Source organism: Sphingomonas sp. P3_C5 (genome assembly GCF_056402635.1).
Window position 1 is genome coordinate 145,919 of record NZ_JBFUHA010000010.1, and the last position, 15,857, is coordinate 161,775.

At 61.3% G+C, this 15,857-nt stretch carries 10 protein-coding genes; 5 read left to right on the top strand and 5 right to left on the bottom strand.

Features of this window, described 5'->3' with window-relative positions; all coding sequences use genetic code 11:
- Positions 1-295 precede the first annotated feature (295 nt).
- From AC1DVS_RS21955 to mutL, 5 genes are all read right to left on the bottom strand, one after another.
- Entirely contained in the window at positions 296-6,253 is a 5,958-nt protein-coding gene (locus AC1DVS_RS21955; protein WP_478026368.1) for a beta strand repeat-containing protein, read from the bottom strand.
- A gap of 163 nt (positions 6,254-6,416) precedes the next feature.
- Positions 6,417-6,542, bottom strand: coding sequence for a hypothetical protein (locus AC1DVS_RS21960; protein WP_478026370.1), 126 nt, complete (start codon positions 6,540-6,542; stop codon positions 6,417-6,419).
- Positions 6,543-6,780: 238 nt separating this feature from the next.
- Complete coding sequence (locus AC1DVS_RS21965; protein ID WP_478026371.1) at positions 6,781-7,203, bottom strand: hypothetical protein; 423 nt, start codon at positions 7,201-7,203, stop codon at positions 6,781-6,783.
- Positions 7,204-7,718: 515 nt separating this feature from the next.
- Entirely contained in the window at positions 7,719-8,060 is a 342-nt protein-coding gene (locus AC1DVS_RS21970; RefSeq protein ID WP_478026401.1) for a VOC family protein, read from the bottom strand.
- A gap of 18 nt (positions 8,061-8,078) precedes the next feature.
- Positions 8,079-9,944: a DNA mismatch repair endonuclease MutL gene (mutL, locus tag AC1DVS_RS21975; RefSeq protein ID WP_478026373.1), complete on the bottom strand. Its 1,866-nt coding sequence runs from the start codon at positions 9,942-9,944 to the stop codon at positions 8,079-8,081.
- A gap of 161 nt (positions 9,945-10,105) precedes the next feature.
- Between mutL and AC1DVS_RS21980 the strand changes: the two genes are divergently transcribed.
- From AC1DVS_RS21980 to rodA, 5 genes are all read left to right on the top strand, one after another.
- Positions 10,106-11,152: a rod shape-determining protein gene (locus AC1DVS_RS21980; RefSeq protein ID WP_478026375.1), complete on the top strand. Its 1,047-nt coding sequence runs from the start codon at positions 10,106-10,108 to the stop codon at positions 11,150-11,152.
- Between the two features lie 102 nt (positions 11,153-11,254).
- On the top strand, positions 11,255-12,127 hold the full coding sequence (locus tag AC1DVS_RS21985) for a rod shape-determining protein MreC (protein WP_478026376.1): 873 nt from the start codon (positions 11,255-11,257) through the stop codon (positions 12,125-12,127).
- Positions 12,124-12,639 carry a rod shape-determining protein MreD gene (mreD, locus tag AC1DVS_RS21990; RefSeq protein WP_478026378.1) on the top strand — a complete coding sequence of 172 codons (516 nt, stop codon included), beginning with the start codon at positions 12,124-12,126 and terminating at the stop codon, positions 12,637-12,639. Before AC1DVS_RS21985 ends, mreD begins: the two co-directional genes overlap by 4 nt.
- A complete protein-coding gene (gene mrdA / locus AC1DVS_RS21995) occupies positions 12,636-14,720 on the top strand; it encodes a penicillin-binding protein 2 (RefSeq protein ID WP_478026380.1) in 2,085 nt (694 codons plus the stop codon). Before mreD ends, mrdA begins: the two co-directional genes overlap by 4 nt.
- Positions 14,717-15,829, top strand: coding sequence for a rod shape-determining protein RodA (rodA, locus tag AC1DVS_RS22000; protein ID WP_478026382.1), 1,113 nt, complete (start codon positions 14,717-14,719; stop codon positions 15,827-15,829). Before mrdA ends, rodA begins: the two co-directional genes overlap by 4 nt.
- The last annotated feature ends 28 nt before the right edge of the window (positions 15,830-15,857 follow it).

A 15,857-nucleotide genomic window follows, 5' to 3' on the forward strand; every position in this document is an offset into this window, starting at 1 on the left:
CACCAACTTCGCCTAATTCGCTTCGCTCATAAGGCTTCGCGTCCTCTGCCAAAGGAGAGGAGCGAGATGGCGAGGCGCTGCAATGACCGCCGGCGCAATCATTTCTATTGAGCGCCTGCCCCCTCGGCATAGGTCGATGGGCAGGTCATGGCACTGTGTAGCGCCCGCACAGCATGGGTTGAATCAGATTGGCGTGTTGGAGGAGTCAGACGGACGCTGACATTTCTCCAACGCGGAAAGCGTAGCTGCGCCAATCGGAATATCAGCCATAAACGATTGATTCCTGCCGCAGCTATCAGACAAAAGTTGCGTCCGCCCATGTGGAGTGCGCCAGCGCGACATGCTGGAGCGCGACCGTATCGGCAGCATCGAGCGAGATCGTATCGACTGCATCGAGCGTGATCAGCAGATCGCTTCCCTGTTGCTGGGTAGCCCCCAGCAGATGCGCCCAATCCGAGAAGATGTCGCTGTCGAACTGCAGCACATCATGCTTCGCGAAATCCTGGCGGTCAGCCAGATTTTGCGCGCCGTCATTCGACACGACAGCGAATGATGTCGATGAATCGGCCTCACCCGGTGCGCGCAGGTTCCCCCACAGTCCGCGCACAGCTTGCTCCGACGCCGCCGCCTCGCCATCGGCAAGGTCGGAAATCGGCACGAATGCCGGGCCGCCCCCTAACAGCCCGGAACCAAGGCTATCATGAGAATACCCTACGGCCACGTCGCCGAAAGCACGCACTGTGCCGTCCGTCAGCGTGAACGATCCGGTATTGACGGTCATCGCCTGGCCCCAATTCCAGGCGCGATCGACCGCCGTACCAGCAAGCGAGATCGACGCGATGCCCAACGCGCCGAGCGACAGGAACTCGCCAGAATCGACCCGGCCATTGCCGTTCTGGTCGGCCCAGACGTCGAACGACGACCATTTGTTGTCGAGGCCGGAAAACTGGCCGTCGCCATTGCTGTCGAAAGCGCGCAGACCGTCAAGGTCGGACGCGGCATTGGCCTTGTCGCCGACGAACGAAAGCTCGTTCGCCCCGCTCACAGTGCCGTCACCGTTACGATCGTAGACGAGGAACCCGTCGCCCTGCCCCACCCAGCTCGTCGCCTCATTATGGCCGTCACCAGTCCAATCGAACCGAGCGGTCGATTGAGACAGGTCGACGGTACGGACGCCATTGCCGTCGAGGTCGAGGATGATCGGCGCGGAGATGCCGATCGAGCCGTCCTGGAATTGCGCGGTTTCAATGCCGGACAAGGTGTCCGTACCGTCATTCCCATCGGTTGTCGGCGCGTTGTCGGTAATCACGACACTGCCGCCGCTGGTCGCAATCGAATAGCTTCCCATTGTGCCCGAGAAGATCGCGACATCATTCCCATCGCCGCCGCTGAGATAGTCGTCGCCGGCCCGGCCGGTCAGAATATCGTCTCCCATGCTCCCATAGATCATATCGCTGCCGGAGGACCCGGTCAGGCTGTCGTTGCCCGCCGCGCCGGTCAGCCGCAACAATGAGCCGCCGGTGCCGATGGAACCGGACGGTCCGATGATCGTCACCGGGTTGGAGCTCCACGCGGCCGTCACATTCAGATAACCGCTAAAGGTCGCCGCCGAGAGATCGAGCGTCGATGTCACGCCGTAGATTGTCGACGCCGAACCGGCATAGTCGCTCGCCACAATCTGCTCGATGCCGACGATGCTTGTGATCGCCATATAGCGGTAGCTGATGTCCAGAATGTCATAGCCCGCGCCGCCGTCGATATACGTACCGCTGGTCCAGCTCGTCCAGAAGGTGATCGTGTCGTTACCGTCACCGCCCTGATAAACACCGTCACTGCCGCTCACCAGGAGCCAGTCATTGCCCGCGCCACCGTCGATCACATCGCCGTCGCCGCCCATGAGATTGTCGATCCCGGCACCGCCATAAACATGGTCTGCCGCACCATCGTCAACGAAACCGTAGGGCGACTCGAAGTTGGTGTCGTTGCCGTCGCCGCCATACAGCGTGTCGCTGCCATCCCCGCCATCGAGATAGTCGCTGCCGCCGAGACCGGACAGCACGTCATCGCCCGCGTCGCCGATCAAATTATTGGCCAGATCGTCTCCCTCGATCTGATCCGCATAGGCAGACCCATCCACTTCGTAGATGTTGAAAAAGGAATCGCCGGCGGCTTCGCCGCCAGTGCCGCCGTTGACGAGCGACAGGGAAACGCCGCTCGTGGCGTTCGCATAGCTTGCGACGTTGAATCCGTAGTCGGACCGGCCGTCCAGGACATCGGCTCCAGCACCACCAATCAATATGTTGTACCCGTTGCCGCCGATCAGGACATCGTCGCCGTCCCCGCCATCGAGCGTGTCGCGGCCATCCCCGCCATCGAGCCAGTCGTTGCCGCCCTGGCCATAGAGCCTGTCATTACCACCACGGCCATAGAAGGTGTCGTTGCCGCCCTGGCCGAGCATGATATCGTCACCGCCCGTGCCTATGAGATTCTGCCCGACTGGTGTCACGGGCGTCTCGTCACTGTCGGTTACCGTGATCGCGATGGCCTGGCTGTCGGTGAACACACCGTCGCTGGCCGATACGATGACGTCATAGACATTGTTTGCCCCGGCATCGGTCGGCGCCTCAAAGTCGGGCGCGCTGACGAAGGCAAGCGCGCCAGTCGCCGCATTGATCGTGAACAGCGCCGCATCCGCGCCGCCGGTGATCGCATAGACTGGTGCGGCTCCTTCGGGATCCACCGCGGTGACAGTCGACACAGCTGTCGCGTTCTCGGAGACCGAGAGGGCCGCAACGTCACCCCCACCATCCGAGGTGATGGCGAGTGGTTCGTTAACGTTCGTAACGGTGACAGCAAGCGCCTGGGTATCGGCGGTCACGCCGTCACTCGCCGACACGATCACGTCATACACATTGTCCGCACCGGCATCACCGGGAGCCTCGAAATCGGGAGCGGCGATGAAAGAGAGCGCACCTGTTGCCGCATTGATCGTGAACAGGGCGGCATCCGCGCCGCCCACAATCGAGTAGCTCCGCGACGCGTTTTCCGGGTCGCTGGCAATAATGGTGGTGACACCCGCCGCATTCTCGGCAACCGCCAGCGCGGCACTCGCCCCGCCTCCGTTCGATGTGATGACAACGGGCTCGTTGACGTCGCTCACCGATATCGTCAGCGCCTTCGTATCGGAGAACGTGCCATCGCTCGCCCGCACCGTGACATTATAGACATTGTCCGCGCCCGCATCGGCGGGTGTCTCGAAATTCGGCGCGGCGATGAAGCTCAGCGCACCAGTCGTGGAATTGATCGAGAATAGCGCCGCGTCGGCACCGCCGGTGATGGCAAAAGCGGCGCTGGTGCCCTCGGGATCAGTGGCCGTAATCACCGCCGCCAGGGTCTGATTTTCCGCAACCGAAAAACTGCTGCCCGACGTGATGGCAGGTGTTTCGTTGACGTTAGTCACCGTGACTGCAAGTGCTTGGGTATCGACGGTGACACCATCGCTGGCCTGGACGACCACATCATAAATGTTATTCGCACCGGCGTCAGTAGGTGTCTCGAAATTGGGTGCCGCAATGAATCCAAGCGCGCCACTGGCCGCATTGATCGAGAATAGGGCAGCGTCGGCACCGCCGATGATCGAATAGCTGCGCGTAACGCCTTCGGGATCGGTCGACGTCACTGTCGTAACCGCAACGCTATTCTCAGCCAGCGAAATCGCCGCCGAACTCCCGGCCCCATTCGACGTAATCACAACCGGCTCATTTACGTTGATAACCGATATCGAGAGTGCCTGAGTGTCCGGCGTAGTAAATCCGTCGGTGATCTGGATCGTCACTTCATAGATATTATTGTGATCCGCGTCTGTTGGAGATTCAAAATTCGACGCGCCTCGGAAAAATAGCTGACCGATGGGACTGAATAGGAATAGGGCAGCGTCGGCTCCGCCGATGATCGAATAGGTAGTCTGGTCCACCCTTCCATCGGGATCTCCAACCGTGACGCTGGTTACAAAGCTCACATTTTCGTTAAGAGTGATGGCAGCAGACGTACCTCCACCGTTTGATGTGATGTACGGCGCTTCGTTATCATTGAGTACGGTTATACTTACCGTCTTGGTAACGCTGTATACTCCGTCACTCGCTGTAACTGACAGATCAAAGATATTATCTCCGTTGGCATCGGCATGAGCTTCATAGTCCGGCGGAGAAATGAAACTCAGTATGCCCGTAGCGGCATTGATGGTGAACTGGCTGGCATCGGCCCCTGACACGCTGAAAGTCGGGCTCGTGTTGTCCGGGTCCGACGCGTTGAAATCGGCAACGGCTTGTGTCCGATTCTCAATGACTGTCATGCTAGCCGATGTTTGCGTTTCCGAGAAAAACGCCGCCGTGGTGGTGGTAAAAGTAAACACGGGTGCTTCGTTGACATTGGTGACCGTTACGGCGAGTGCTTGCGTATCGACGGTAACCCCGTCGCTGGCCTGCACGACCACATCATAGATGTTATTAGCGCCTGCGTCCTTTGGTGCTTCGAAATTAGGTGCAGCGACGAATACGAGCGCGCCACTGGCCGCATTGATCGAGAATCGGGCAGCGTCGGCACCGCCGATGATTGAATAGCTGAGCGAGGCGCCTTCCGGGTCGTATGCAATCACTGTCGTAACCGCGGCCCCGTTCTCGGCAACAGAAATCGCTGCCGAGCTTCCGGTCCCATTCGATGTAATCACAACCGGTTCATTTACATCTGTCACGGTTACAGCGATGAACTGCGTATCAACGTAAGTGCCATCTGCTACTGCGACGACAACATCATAAATATTATCCGATAGAAAGTCATTTTTTATTTCGAAATTTGGAGCGGCAGTGAAAGTTAAAATACCTGTTAAGGCATTAATCGAAAATTTTGCCGCATCGACCCCGCCAATGATCGAATAGGTCAGGCTTGCAGCTGCATTGGGATTGCCTGCGATTACGGTCGTCACTGCTGTCTGGTTTTCGGCCACAGATACCGCAGCCGAGTTTCCCCCACCATTTGAAGAGATGACCGGACCTGCATGGGTTGTCAGGACTTCACCTTTAATATCATAATCAGTTAAGGAGGATGTATTGCTATACCACACGGAAAATATATTGCCGTTTCCATCAACAGCAACATCGCCGCTAGCCTCGACTCGATTTGAAACAGTGTTGACCGTAATCTCTCCGCCAACGACATTACCATTCGTATCGTAAATCTGTCCCAGCGTGCTTGTGTTTAGATCGAGTCCAGCGGTAGAATTCCATGTGACAACGAAGCCACCTGATGGTAAATCATCCACCTGAGGGTGCAAGGAAGCTTGTAGTCCTCCCGTATAACGATCGATACTGGTCGTGTTGACTTGGAACTCGCCGCCTATCTTAGTCCCGTCAGCCGAGAATATCTGGGCCTTGATCTGAATATCATTGAAGGTCAGGCTGGACGCGCTGGACCATGCAACAACGAATCTGCCTCCGGAAATCTGTGAGACCGACGCGTCGTCCTGATTGAACGAGGACATCGTGCTCAGCAGAAATGGCGCGCCAGTCTTTGCGCCGCTGGCGTCAAAAGTCTGGCCGTAGACATCGGCAAGCACGCCGGCACCGAGCGTCCATACGGTGACGAAACCGCCGCCTGCCAGTCCCGTTACCGACGGGGTTAACTCAGACCCCATGTTGAGAGGGCTGACGAGAAATTCGCCTCCGACTGCCGTTCCAGCCGCAGTATATATTTGCCCCTTGATCGCTGCACCCGATCCGTCTTGAGCGGCGTCTGAGGTTTGCCATGTTACGACAAAATTGCCCGAATCCAGCGCTGTTACCGAAGGCTTGGTCTGGTCGCCGACAGTCTGACTTTCGACAAGGAACTCATTGCCTAATGCTGTCCCGCTGGCACCGTATACGCGCGCTTTGATCGCCGTGCCGCTACCATCCTGGGTTGTGTCGGCAGTCTGCCATGTGACGACGAACCCGCCATTGCTGAGCGTCGTGACGCTGGGCGCCGTCTGATCACCAGCCGGAGACGAATCGACCAAGATTTCGCCGCCCAACTTTACCCCGGCCGTATTATAGCGCTGCAATTTGATCGCACGTCCGGAACCATCCTGGGTCGTATCGGTGGTTTGCCAGACGGTGACAAAGCCGCCTGTGGCGAACCCGGCGACGCTCGGGGAAAATTGGTCGCCCGTCGTCTGGGTGTTGACAACAGATTCCAGCCCAAGGCGAACATACTCGACCATAATAACCCCCCAAAATTCCCCGTAGCGCTGATCGCTAGAAGCCAAGACTTAACGCAGCGTAACCAACAGGAATCATTCGTTGCAATCGCAAAATTAACTATAATTGAAATTCATAAATATGAAATTCGCGTCAATTTTAGGCTATTGTGTGCGCAAAATAGATTCACATTTGGCGGTCTATAAAATACAAACTAAATTTACAGCGCTGCTGATTGGTTAAAATATTCATTTCCAGCAGCATTTCTCTATCCCGTTCCGCCGCACAGCGCTGATCATTTTCCTCACCCATGAAGAATGCCTCGCTCCCTACCTTGGCGGGGTCGGCAATAGCAGTTGGCCTTGATCAAAACTCACCGCTCAGAGCCGTTAAAGTCGGGCGATGGCGCCGCGTTGAGCACGAGCMAATCGCGTCGCCTGACGAGTGTGAAAAGATGTGGCCAAGGGTTGCTGCGCAGCAGCCCTTGGCCGTGACAGCAAATAGCTGTCCCTAATTATCGTGTCTCACCTCAGGGGAGCATTCCAATGCGTCAATTCTCTTCGTCGGGAACGTCGCTTGGAAGCAGCTTCAGGCGCCGATATTCGCTGTTCACAGCCTCCACCTCGGATGCGCTGAGCGTCACGGGGCCGGAGACCGAACGAAATTCGAGCTTCGCGCCGTCACCGATGCCCAGGCTGCCGCCGCTACGCGCGCGCACAATGTCCAGGGCCGTCTGCATGGCGGGATCGTCCAGCGACGCGGCAAGGCTTGAGGAAGCGAACGCCTGCTTCGGCACAAGGAAATGGCCACCCGATGCCTCTTGCACCTCGACCATCGGCACCTCGTTCTTCGGATGCGCCGGAGAGAACGCGCCGGCGACGAGCCGTACGGTTACGGCCAGGATCAGGATAAAACCAAGGCGCGCGAAGAGCCCTTTGAGAAAATACATGGATCGTCCCCCGGGAAGGATCACCGCGCTGATAAATCGTCAAAATTAAAATCGGGTTTTGCGGTAACGGCGGCATCGACGGGCGATGCCTGGGCTATGGGGTCACATAAGGCATCGAGCATACTGAAGATCACGGCGCGTGATTCAACACATTGGCCATCCGTGCGAAGACTCTGACTATGATGTCTCCGCCAGAACTGCCTTCACCACGCGTCCGATCGAGCACCCTGTTCCGGCAATGCTCCACCCTGTTAATTCCAACACGCCTCCCTGTTATTTCCAACACCTCTCCCTGTTATCTCCAACACGCTTCCCTGTTCCGGAATAACAGGGAGAATGACCACTATAGCCTTAGTAATAAAGGATATTATTTCCAACAAATTGCCCGAAAACGGGCCAAAAATAAAAATTCCTCCCTGTTATTGCGCCGTAACAGGGAGAAACAGGCGCTAACTGCCCCCGGATTTCCTCCTGAACAACTTCTCGCAGCCCGATTTCACGTTATTTTTTCTTGGCTCCCTGTGCGACGCGGCGAGCTTTCAACTCACCTGCAGCAACTCCACCTTGTGACCGCCGGGATCTTGAACCACTGCGTGATAGCCGCGCTCGCCCTGGGTGGGTGGTTTCACAATACGCCCAAACCGCCCCGCCATCTCACAGGACCGCTCCAGGTCGTGGACCGCGAAGCCTATGCGCGTCGACGATGTTGTCTGATTTTCCGACGCCGGATAAATCTCGAAAATTGTCGCCCCTAATTCGCACGAAAAATGCGTCGGGCCGGTTCCGTGCTGCTCCTGCACAAACGACAAGCCGAGCGCTTCATAGAAGGCAACCAGTTCGGTCATCTTGTCCGTGCGCAAGACGATCAGATTCAGGAACATGGTATTCAACGCCACTCCTCACTTCCGCCCAAACAGCTTCTCGATATCGCCGTGCGCCAGCTTCACCCAGGTCGGCCGACCATGGTTGCACTGCCCGGAATGCGGGGTGACCTCCATCTCGCGGAGCAGCGCGTTCATCTCGGCGACCGACAGCACGCGCCCCGCCCGCACCGAGCCGTGGCAGGCCATGGTCGCCGCGACATGGTCGAGGCGCTCGCGCAGGGATAGCGCCTCGTCGAAAGCGGCGAGTTCGTCGGCGAGGTCGGTGACGAGCCCCACCACATCGCCTTGCCCCAGCATCGCCGGCACGCTGCGTACCAGCATCGCGCGCGGGCCGAAGCGTTCGAGGTCGAGCCCGAATTCGGTGAGCTCAGCGGCACGGGCTTCAAGGCGGTCGCAGGCAGGCTCGTCGAGTTCGATCACCTCGGCAAGGAGCAAGGCTTGCGAGGAAACTGCGCCATTGGCCATCGCCTTGCGCATCCGTTCGAGAACGAGGCGTTCGTGCGCGGCGTGCTGATCGACCAGCACCAGCCCGTCCTCGGCCTCAGCGACGATATAGGTCTTCGCGACCTGGCCACGCGCCACGCCGAGTGGGAAGCTGACCGTGTCGGGCGGCGGCGCATAGGCCGGCTCGGCCCGCGCCATCGGCGGCGCGATGAACGAGGTGCGACGGTCAAACACGGCGTGCTGACGGCCGCCCAATATCAGCCCCTCCCCTTCAGGAGCATCGGCGTAGCCCTGTCCCCCGGACAGGGCCGAAGACGCCGATGCTGGGTAAGGGGTGGGGGAAGTCTCACCGAGACCAACACCCGATCTAGTCCACAAATCCGGCGCAGCGCCACCAGTCGGCTCCTGAGTCCACGCCGCCAGCGCGCTATCGCTCGGCCGCTGCACACTGCGATGCCCGGCCTCGTCGAGCGCGCGCCGCAAGCCCGAGACGATCATCCCACGCACCATCGCCGGCTCGCGGAAGCGCACCTCGGTCTTGGCGGGGTGGACGTTCACATCCACCGCATCCGCCGGCACCTCGAGGAACAGCGCCACCATCGCATGCCGGTCGCGCGGCATCATCTCGGCATAGGCGCCGCGCACCGCACCCACCAGCAGCCGGTCCTTCACCGGCCGGCCGTTGACGAACAGATATTGATGATCCGCTACGCCGCGGTTGAAGGTCGGCAGCCCGGCGATCCCGCCGAGCCGCAATCCTTCGCGCTCAAGCGCAATGACGATGCCGTTGTCGCTCAACCCCCGATCGGTCAGCGCGGCGACACGGTCGGGAAGGCTCTCGTCGGCCGAAACCGACAAGGCTCTGCGCCCATCATGCTCGACGCTGAAGGCGATATCCGGCCGCGCCATCGCCAGCCGGCGCACGACATCCAGGCTCGCGGCATATTCCGACCGCGCCGATCGCAGGAACTTCCGCCGTGCCGGCACCCGCTCGAACAGCGCCTCGACCCGCACCCGAGTACCAGGGGGAATCGCCGCCGGCCCCTCCGAGATCAGCGCGCCGTTGTCCACCAGCCGCGCCCAGCCCTCCTCCCCGCGCGCCCGGCTTTCCAGCGTCAGCCGCGCGACGCTCGCGATCGAGGGCAACGCCTCACCGCGAAAACCGAGCGTCGTGACGTTTTCGATCGCCTCGTCCGGCAGCTTCGAGGTCGCGTGCCGCTCCAGCGCGAGCGCCATTTCGGCAGGCGCCATGCCGCTGCCGTCATCGGTCACTTCGATCAGCTCGGTGCCTCCCGCCACGAGACGAATCGCGATCCGGCGCGCGCCTGCGTCGATGGCGTTCTCGACCAGTTCCTTCAACGCGCTGGCGGGCCGTTCCACCACTTCACCGGCAGCGATACGATTGACGAGATGTTCAGGCAGGCGGCGTATTGACATGGGTGTAGCTCTAGCCCAATCGACGGCATCCCGCGACCCGCATTCATCAGCAACTAGAGCGTGGAATTCCAGCTCTGGCTAACCGGTTATGAAGCGTTTTCGGGATGATAGGTGCGAATTGCCGCAACCCGGCTCAGGGGCGGCCTGGAACGGAATGATAAATGGCTTTCTTCTCGCGGTTCTTCAGAATGATGTCGCACGATATGGCGATCGACCTCGGCACCGCAAACACGGTCGTCTACCTCCGCGGGAGGGGCATCGTCCTCAACGAACCGTCGGTGGTTGCAGTCGAGACGCTCAACGGCGTGAAGCGCGTGAAGGCGGTCGGCGAGGACGCCAAGCTGATGATGGGCAAGACGCCCGACAGCATCCAGGCGATCCGCCCGCTTCGTGACGGCGTCATCGCCGACATCGACGTCGCCGAGCAGATGATCAAGCACTTCATCCACAAGGTCCATGGCGGGCAGCGCCGCTTCCTGCGCTGGCCCCAGATCGTGATCTGCGTGCCGTCAGGCTCGACTTCGGTCGAGCGCCGCGCGATCCGTGACGCGGCTTCCAATGCCGGCGCTTCGCAGGTGTGGCTGATCGAGGAGCCGATGGCAGCCGCGATCGGCGCCGACATGCCCGTCACTGAGCCGATCGGCTCGATGGTCGTCGATATCGGCGGCGGCACGACTGAGGTCGCGGTGCTGTCGCTTCGCGGCCTCGCCTATACCACTTCGGTCCGGGTCGGCGGCGACAAAATGGACGAGGCGATCGTCTCCTATGTCCGTCGCAACCATAACCTGCTGATCGGCGATGCCACGGCTGAGCGGATCAAGCAGGAAGTCGGCGTCGCCAAGCCGCCACCAGACGGCATCGGCCTCACCATCCACGTCAAGGGTCGCGATCTCGTCAACGGCGTGCCGAAAGAGATCCAGATCAACCAGGGCCAGATCGCTGAAGCGCTCTCGGAGCCGGTCGGCCAGATCGTCGAGGGTGTCCGTATTGCGCTCGAGAATACCGCACCGGAACTGGCCGCCGACATCGTCGATCAGGGCATCGTGCTCACCGGCGGCGGCGCGCTGCTGAAGGGCATTGACGAAGTGCTGCGCGACGAGACCGGCCTGCCAGTCACGATTGCCGATGATCCTTTGACCTGCGTCGCGCTCGGCACCGGCCGTGCGCTCGAGGATCCGGTCTTCCGTGGTGTACTGCATAGCGCCTGAGGTCTTTGGGCGCGAAGCCTTTGGGTTTATGACTCACCGGCTTGATAATGTGTTGAGTCCCCGGGCCGATGGTTGGTCCCTGGACATGTGGATGGGGGAGTGATGGCGCCGCCTCGTAATCGGCGTCCGGGCTTTTCACGGCGGGCGCAGTACAGCCTCTTCCTGGGTTATGTGATCGCCGTTGCGGGCTCGCTCGTCGGCGCGGTCCTGCTTGCCCTCGCCACGCTCGATCCCCCCGCCTTCGCCGCACTGCGGGCCAGCATGGCGACGGTGACCACCCCGGTCTCTTCGGGCGTCGGCTGGGTCGGTCGCGGCATTGGCGCGATCCCCTCCTCGATCGGCAGCTATGTTGCCGTGCGCGACAAGAATGTGGCGCTCCAGAAGCAGCTCGACGATGTCCACGCCCTGCTGATGCGCGCACGGTCCCTGTCCTATGAGAATCGCCGCCTGAAGACCCTGCTCCAGGTGCGCGAGCATGTCGCAGGCCCGGTCGTCGCCGCGCGGTTGGTCAGCTCCTCCGCGTCGAGCACGCGGCGCTATGCCGTGCTCAATGCCGGATCCTGGCAGGGCGTGAAAACGGGTCAGCCAGTGCGCGGGCCTGAGGGCCTTATCGGCCGTATCCTCGAAGTCGGCCCGAACAGCGCCCGCGTCCTGCTCCTGTCGGATCCGGATAGCGTCGTGCCCGTCCGCCGCACCCGCGACGGTTTACCCGCGCTCGCTGCCGGGCGCGGAGACGGGCTGCTCGATATCCGTGCCGCGACCTCAACCAATATCGGATTCGAAGCCGGCGATGTGTTCGTTACGTCGGGTGCCGGCGGCATCTATTCGCCCAATGTGCCCGTGGCGCGGGTCATCAAGCGCTCGCGTGATATCGCGCTGGCTCGCACGCTGGCGCAGCCCGATACGCTCGATTTCGCGCTTGTCGTGCAGGCCTATATGCCTGAGGCACCGCCAGTGCCCGCTCCCGTGAAATGAGGGCGCCGACCCGCGGCCCCTTCGACGCCGCGCCGCCGCCCGCGGCCGCCCGGATCCTGCCACCGGCTTCAGTGATGATCGGCTCGCTGATCACGATCTGGCCGTTCATCACCTCTTTCCCAATCCTGCCGCCGCTCGGGCTGATGATGTTGCTCGGCTGGCGCTTGACCCGCCCGAGCGTGTTCCCGATCTGGGCACCGCTGCCGCTCGGCTTTTTCGACGATCTGTTCAGCGGCCAGCCGCTCGGCAACGCGATGTTGCTCTGGACGCTCTGCTTCTTCATGATCGACCTGATCGACCACCGTCTGGTGTTCCGTGATTTCTGGCAGGACTGGTTGATCGCGTGTGGCTCTATCGGCTTCTGCCTCCTCGCCGGGCGGCTGATCGCGACGCCGCTCAGCGCGCATGTCGATACGGTGTTGCTGCTCCAGTTCGCGATCGCCTGCCTGCTGTTCCCGCTGATTGCGAGCTTCTGCGTCTGGCTTGATCGCAAGCGGAAGGGTTCGAGATGAGCCAGCCGCCGCGCATGGTCACCGAGGCGCAGCAAAGCTACAGCTTCTCGCGCCGCGCCGTCATGCTCGGCGCTGGCCAGGCAGGGATCGGGCTGTTGCTAGCCGGCCGCATGGCCTGGCTCGCGATCGAAGAGAATGAGCATTACAGCCTGCTCTCCGAAAGCAACCGGGTGAACATGACCCTGGTGCCGCCGCGCCGGGGCTGGATCGTCGATCGCCACGGCGTGCCGATCGCCAACAACCGCACCGATTTCCGCGTCGACATCATTCCCGATCGGCTTGAGGACAAGGGCCGCACGCTTGGCCTGCTTCGCGAGATCCTGAACTTGCCGCCTGAGGAAATGGATCGGATCGTCACCGATCTGAAGCACGCACAGGGATTCCGCCCGGTTCAGGTCATCGAGAATCTCGACCTCGAGCGCTTCGCCGCGGTCAGCGTGCGGATGCCCGAACTGCCCGGCATCGCCCCGTCTCGCGGATTTTCACGCAGCTATCCGGCCGGTGCCGCAGTCGCGCATCTCACCGGCTATGTCGGTGCCGCGTCGGTCGAGCAGTACAAACAGACCAAGGACCCGCTGATGGTCACACCCGGCTTCAAGCTGGGCAAGGACGGGCTTGAAAAGACACTCGAAAAGCAGCTGCGCGGCCAGCCGGGCGCCAAGCGCGTCGAGGTCACAGCGCGCGGCAAGCTGGTCAAGGAGCTCGAGACCAGGGCCGATGTACCCGGCGAGACGGTGCACCTGACGATCGATGCCGGCCTGCAGGAATATGCCGCGCGCAGGCTGGGCACCAACTCCGGCTCGGCAGTGGTGATCGATATCACGACCGGCGAGATGCTCGCGATGGTCTCGATGCCGGCCTATGATCCGAACAGCTTCTCGGACGGGATCAGCCATCTCGAATGGAAGATGCTTTCCGATAACGATCACGTGCCCCTGATGAACAAGGTGCTTCAGGGTCTTTATCCCCCCGGCTCCACCGTCAAACCGATGAACGCGCTCGCCCTGCTCGAGGCTGGGGTCGATCCGACCCATCGGGTTTCCTGCGCGGGTGCGCTCCGCGTCGGCAATGGCGTCTTCCACTGCCACAAGCGAAACGGCCATGGCGCGCTCGATATGAAGAACGCGGTCATGCAAAGCTGCGATATCTATTTCTATCAGATGGCGCGCGACGTGGGTTATGACCGCATCGCGCCGGTGGCGCGGATGCTTGGGCTCGGCCAGAAATACGACCTGCCGTTCGGCAGCCAGCGTTATGGCACGGTGCCGGATGCGGCGTGGAAGCTGAAACGCTATAAGGCCGACTGGACGGTTGCGGATTCCCTCAATGCCTCAATCGGCCAGGGCTATGTGCTCGCGAACCCGTTGCAGCTCGCTGTGATGGCCTCGCGCATCGCCTCGGGCCGGTCGCTCACACCGAGCATTCTGGCAAATCACGCCCATCCCGCGGCCGCCCTCCCCGTCGATCCGGCCCATCTCGCCATCGTGCGCGATGCGATGTTCGGGGTGGTCAACCAGGGCGGCACCGGCGGCGCGGCGCGGCTCCAGATTCCGGGCGTGACGATTTCAGCGAAGACCGGCACGGCTCAGGTCCGACGTATCACCATGGCCGAGCGCTCGACCGGCGTGCTCAAGAACGCCTCGCTGCCCTTCAAGATGCGCGACCACGCACTGTTCGTCTGCTTCGCGCCCTCGGACAAGCCGCGCTACGCCGCCGCCGTGGTGCTCGAGCATAATGGCCATACAGTCCGCAATCTCGATACCCCCCTTATCGGCCGCGACATCATGACCTATCTGCTCGATCGCGATCGTGCGCTGAAATCACTCGCCGAGGTCGAACCGACCTGGGGCGGCGATATCAGGACACGCATGGCAGCCGAGACGACCGCCTATCGCGCCGCCGCCAACGCGCCGCCGCCGGTCGATGCGGCGCAGACCGAAACCGATGCCGACGCGCCAACCAATGCCGCTGCGGTCGCGAACGCGACCAGGGCCGCGGACGCAACCGCTGACGCACTCGCCAACGCGACTGCACATGGCGACGGCGTCGCCCAGACCGGCTCGACGGAGGATGATCGGTGAGCGGCCTCAACTTCGTCCCCGCCCCGCTTGCGCAGCTGCCCTGGAAGATCATCCTGCTGGTGCTCGCCATCGGCTGCTTCGACCTACTGGTGATGTATTCAGCGGCCGGCGGCAGCCTCCACCCATGGGCGCTGTCCCAGGGCATCCGCTTCTTCATCTTCCTCGCCGCCGCGGTGCTGCTGTCAGGAGTGCGCGAATCGACCTGGAGCATGATCGCGATACCCGCTTACACGGTGCTCATCGGCATGCTCGTGCTGGTGGAGCTGATCGGCGCGGTGCGCGGCGGCGGCCAGCGCTGGCTCGATCTCGGCATCATCCGTCTCCAGCCTTCCGAGTTGATGAAGGTCTTCATCGTCCTGGCGGTCGCGCGCTTCTACGATGCATTGCCGCCAAACGAGACGCGGCGCTTCAGCGCGATCTGGCCCGCCTCCCTGCTGATCCTGATCCCTGCCGCACTGGTGATGAAGCAGCCCGATCTCGGCACCGCCTTGATGATCATGTTCGGCGGCATCACCGTGATGTTCCTCGCCGGCGTCCCCTTGCGCCTCTTCATCGGCGGCGCGCTTGCGGTCGGGGCCGCGGTGCCGCTTGCGGTGAATTTCGTGCTCCATGGCTATCAGCGCAACCGCATCCTCGTCTTCCTCGATCCCGAAAGCGATCCGCTCGGCATCGGCTATCATATCAGCCAATCGAAGATCGCGATCGGATCGGGCGGGATTTTCGGCAAGGGCTTCCTCAATGGCACGCAGAGCCATCTCGACTATCTGCCTGAAGGCCAGACCGATTTTGCGCTGGCGACGATGATGGAGGAATGGGGACTGGTCGGCGGCATTTTGCTGATCCTGGCCTTTTTCATCATTGTCCAATGGGGGGTGATGGTGGCGTTGCGTGCGCAAACCCGCTTCGCCCGCCTCACCGCGGCAGGGCTGGCCTCGACGATCTTCTATTATGTCGCGATCAACATGGCGATGGTGATGGGTCTGGCGCCCGTGGTCGGCGTGCCGCTGCCGCTCATCAGCTTTGGCGGATCGGCGCAGATGACGGTGCTGCTCTGCATCGGCATCCTGATGTCGATCGACCGCCAGAACCGCCAAACGGTGCGTTGGTAGGATCGATTTTACCACATTGGGGAAAAAA

What these genes read in the sequence shown, in the direction of transcription:
- AC1DVS_RS21960 (WP_478026370.1), bottom strand. Translation starts at nt 6,542, where the DNA reads ATGGGTGAGGAAAATGATCAGCGCTGTGCGGCGGAACGGGATAGAGAA.
- mutL (WP_478026373.1), bottom strand. Translation starts at nt 9,944, where the DNA reads ATGTCAATACGCCGCCTGCCTGAACATCTCGTCAATCGTATCGCTGCC.
- AC1DVS_RS21985 (WP_478026376.1), top strand. Translation starts at nt 11,255, where the DNA reads ATGGCGCCGCCTCGTAATCGGCGTCCGGGCTTTTCACGGCGGGCGCAG.
- AC1DVS_RS21970 (WP_478026401.1), bottom strand. Translation starts at nt 8,060, where the DNA reads ATGTTCCTGAATCTGATCGTCTTGCGCACGGACAAGATGACCGAACTG.
- mrdA (WP_478026380.1), top strand. Translation starts at nt 12,636, where the DNA reads ATGAGCCAGCCGCCGCGCATGGTCACCGAGGCGCAGCAAAGCTACAGC.
- mreD (WP_478026378.1), top strand. Translation starts at nt 12,124, where the DNA reads ATGAGGGCGCCGACCCGCGGCCCCTTCGACGCCGCGCCGCCGCCCGCG.
- AC1DVS_RS21980 (WP_478026375.1), top strand. Translation starts at nt 10,106, where the DNA reads ATGGCTTTCTTCTCGCGGTTCTTCAGAATGATGTCGCACGATATGGCG.
- AC1DVS_RS21955 (WP_478026368.1), bottom strand. Translation starts at nt 6,253, where the DNA reads ATGGTCGAGTATGTTCGCCTTGGGCTGGAATCTGTTGTCAACACCCAG.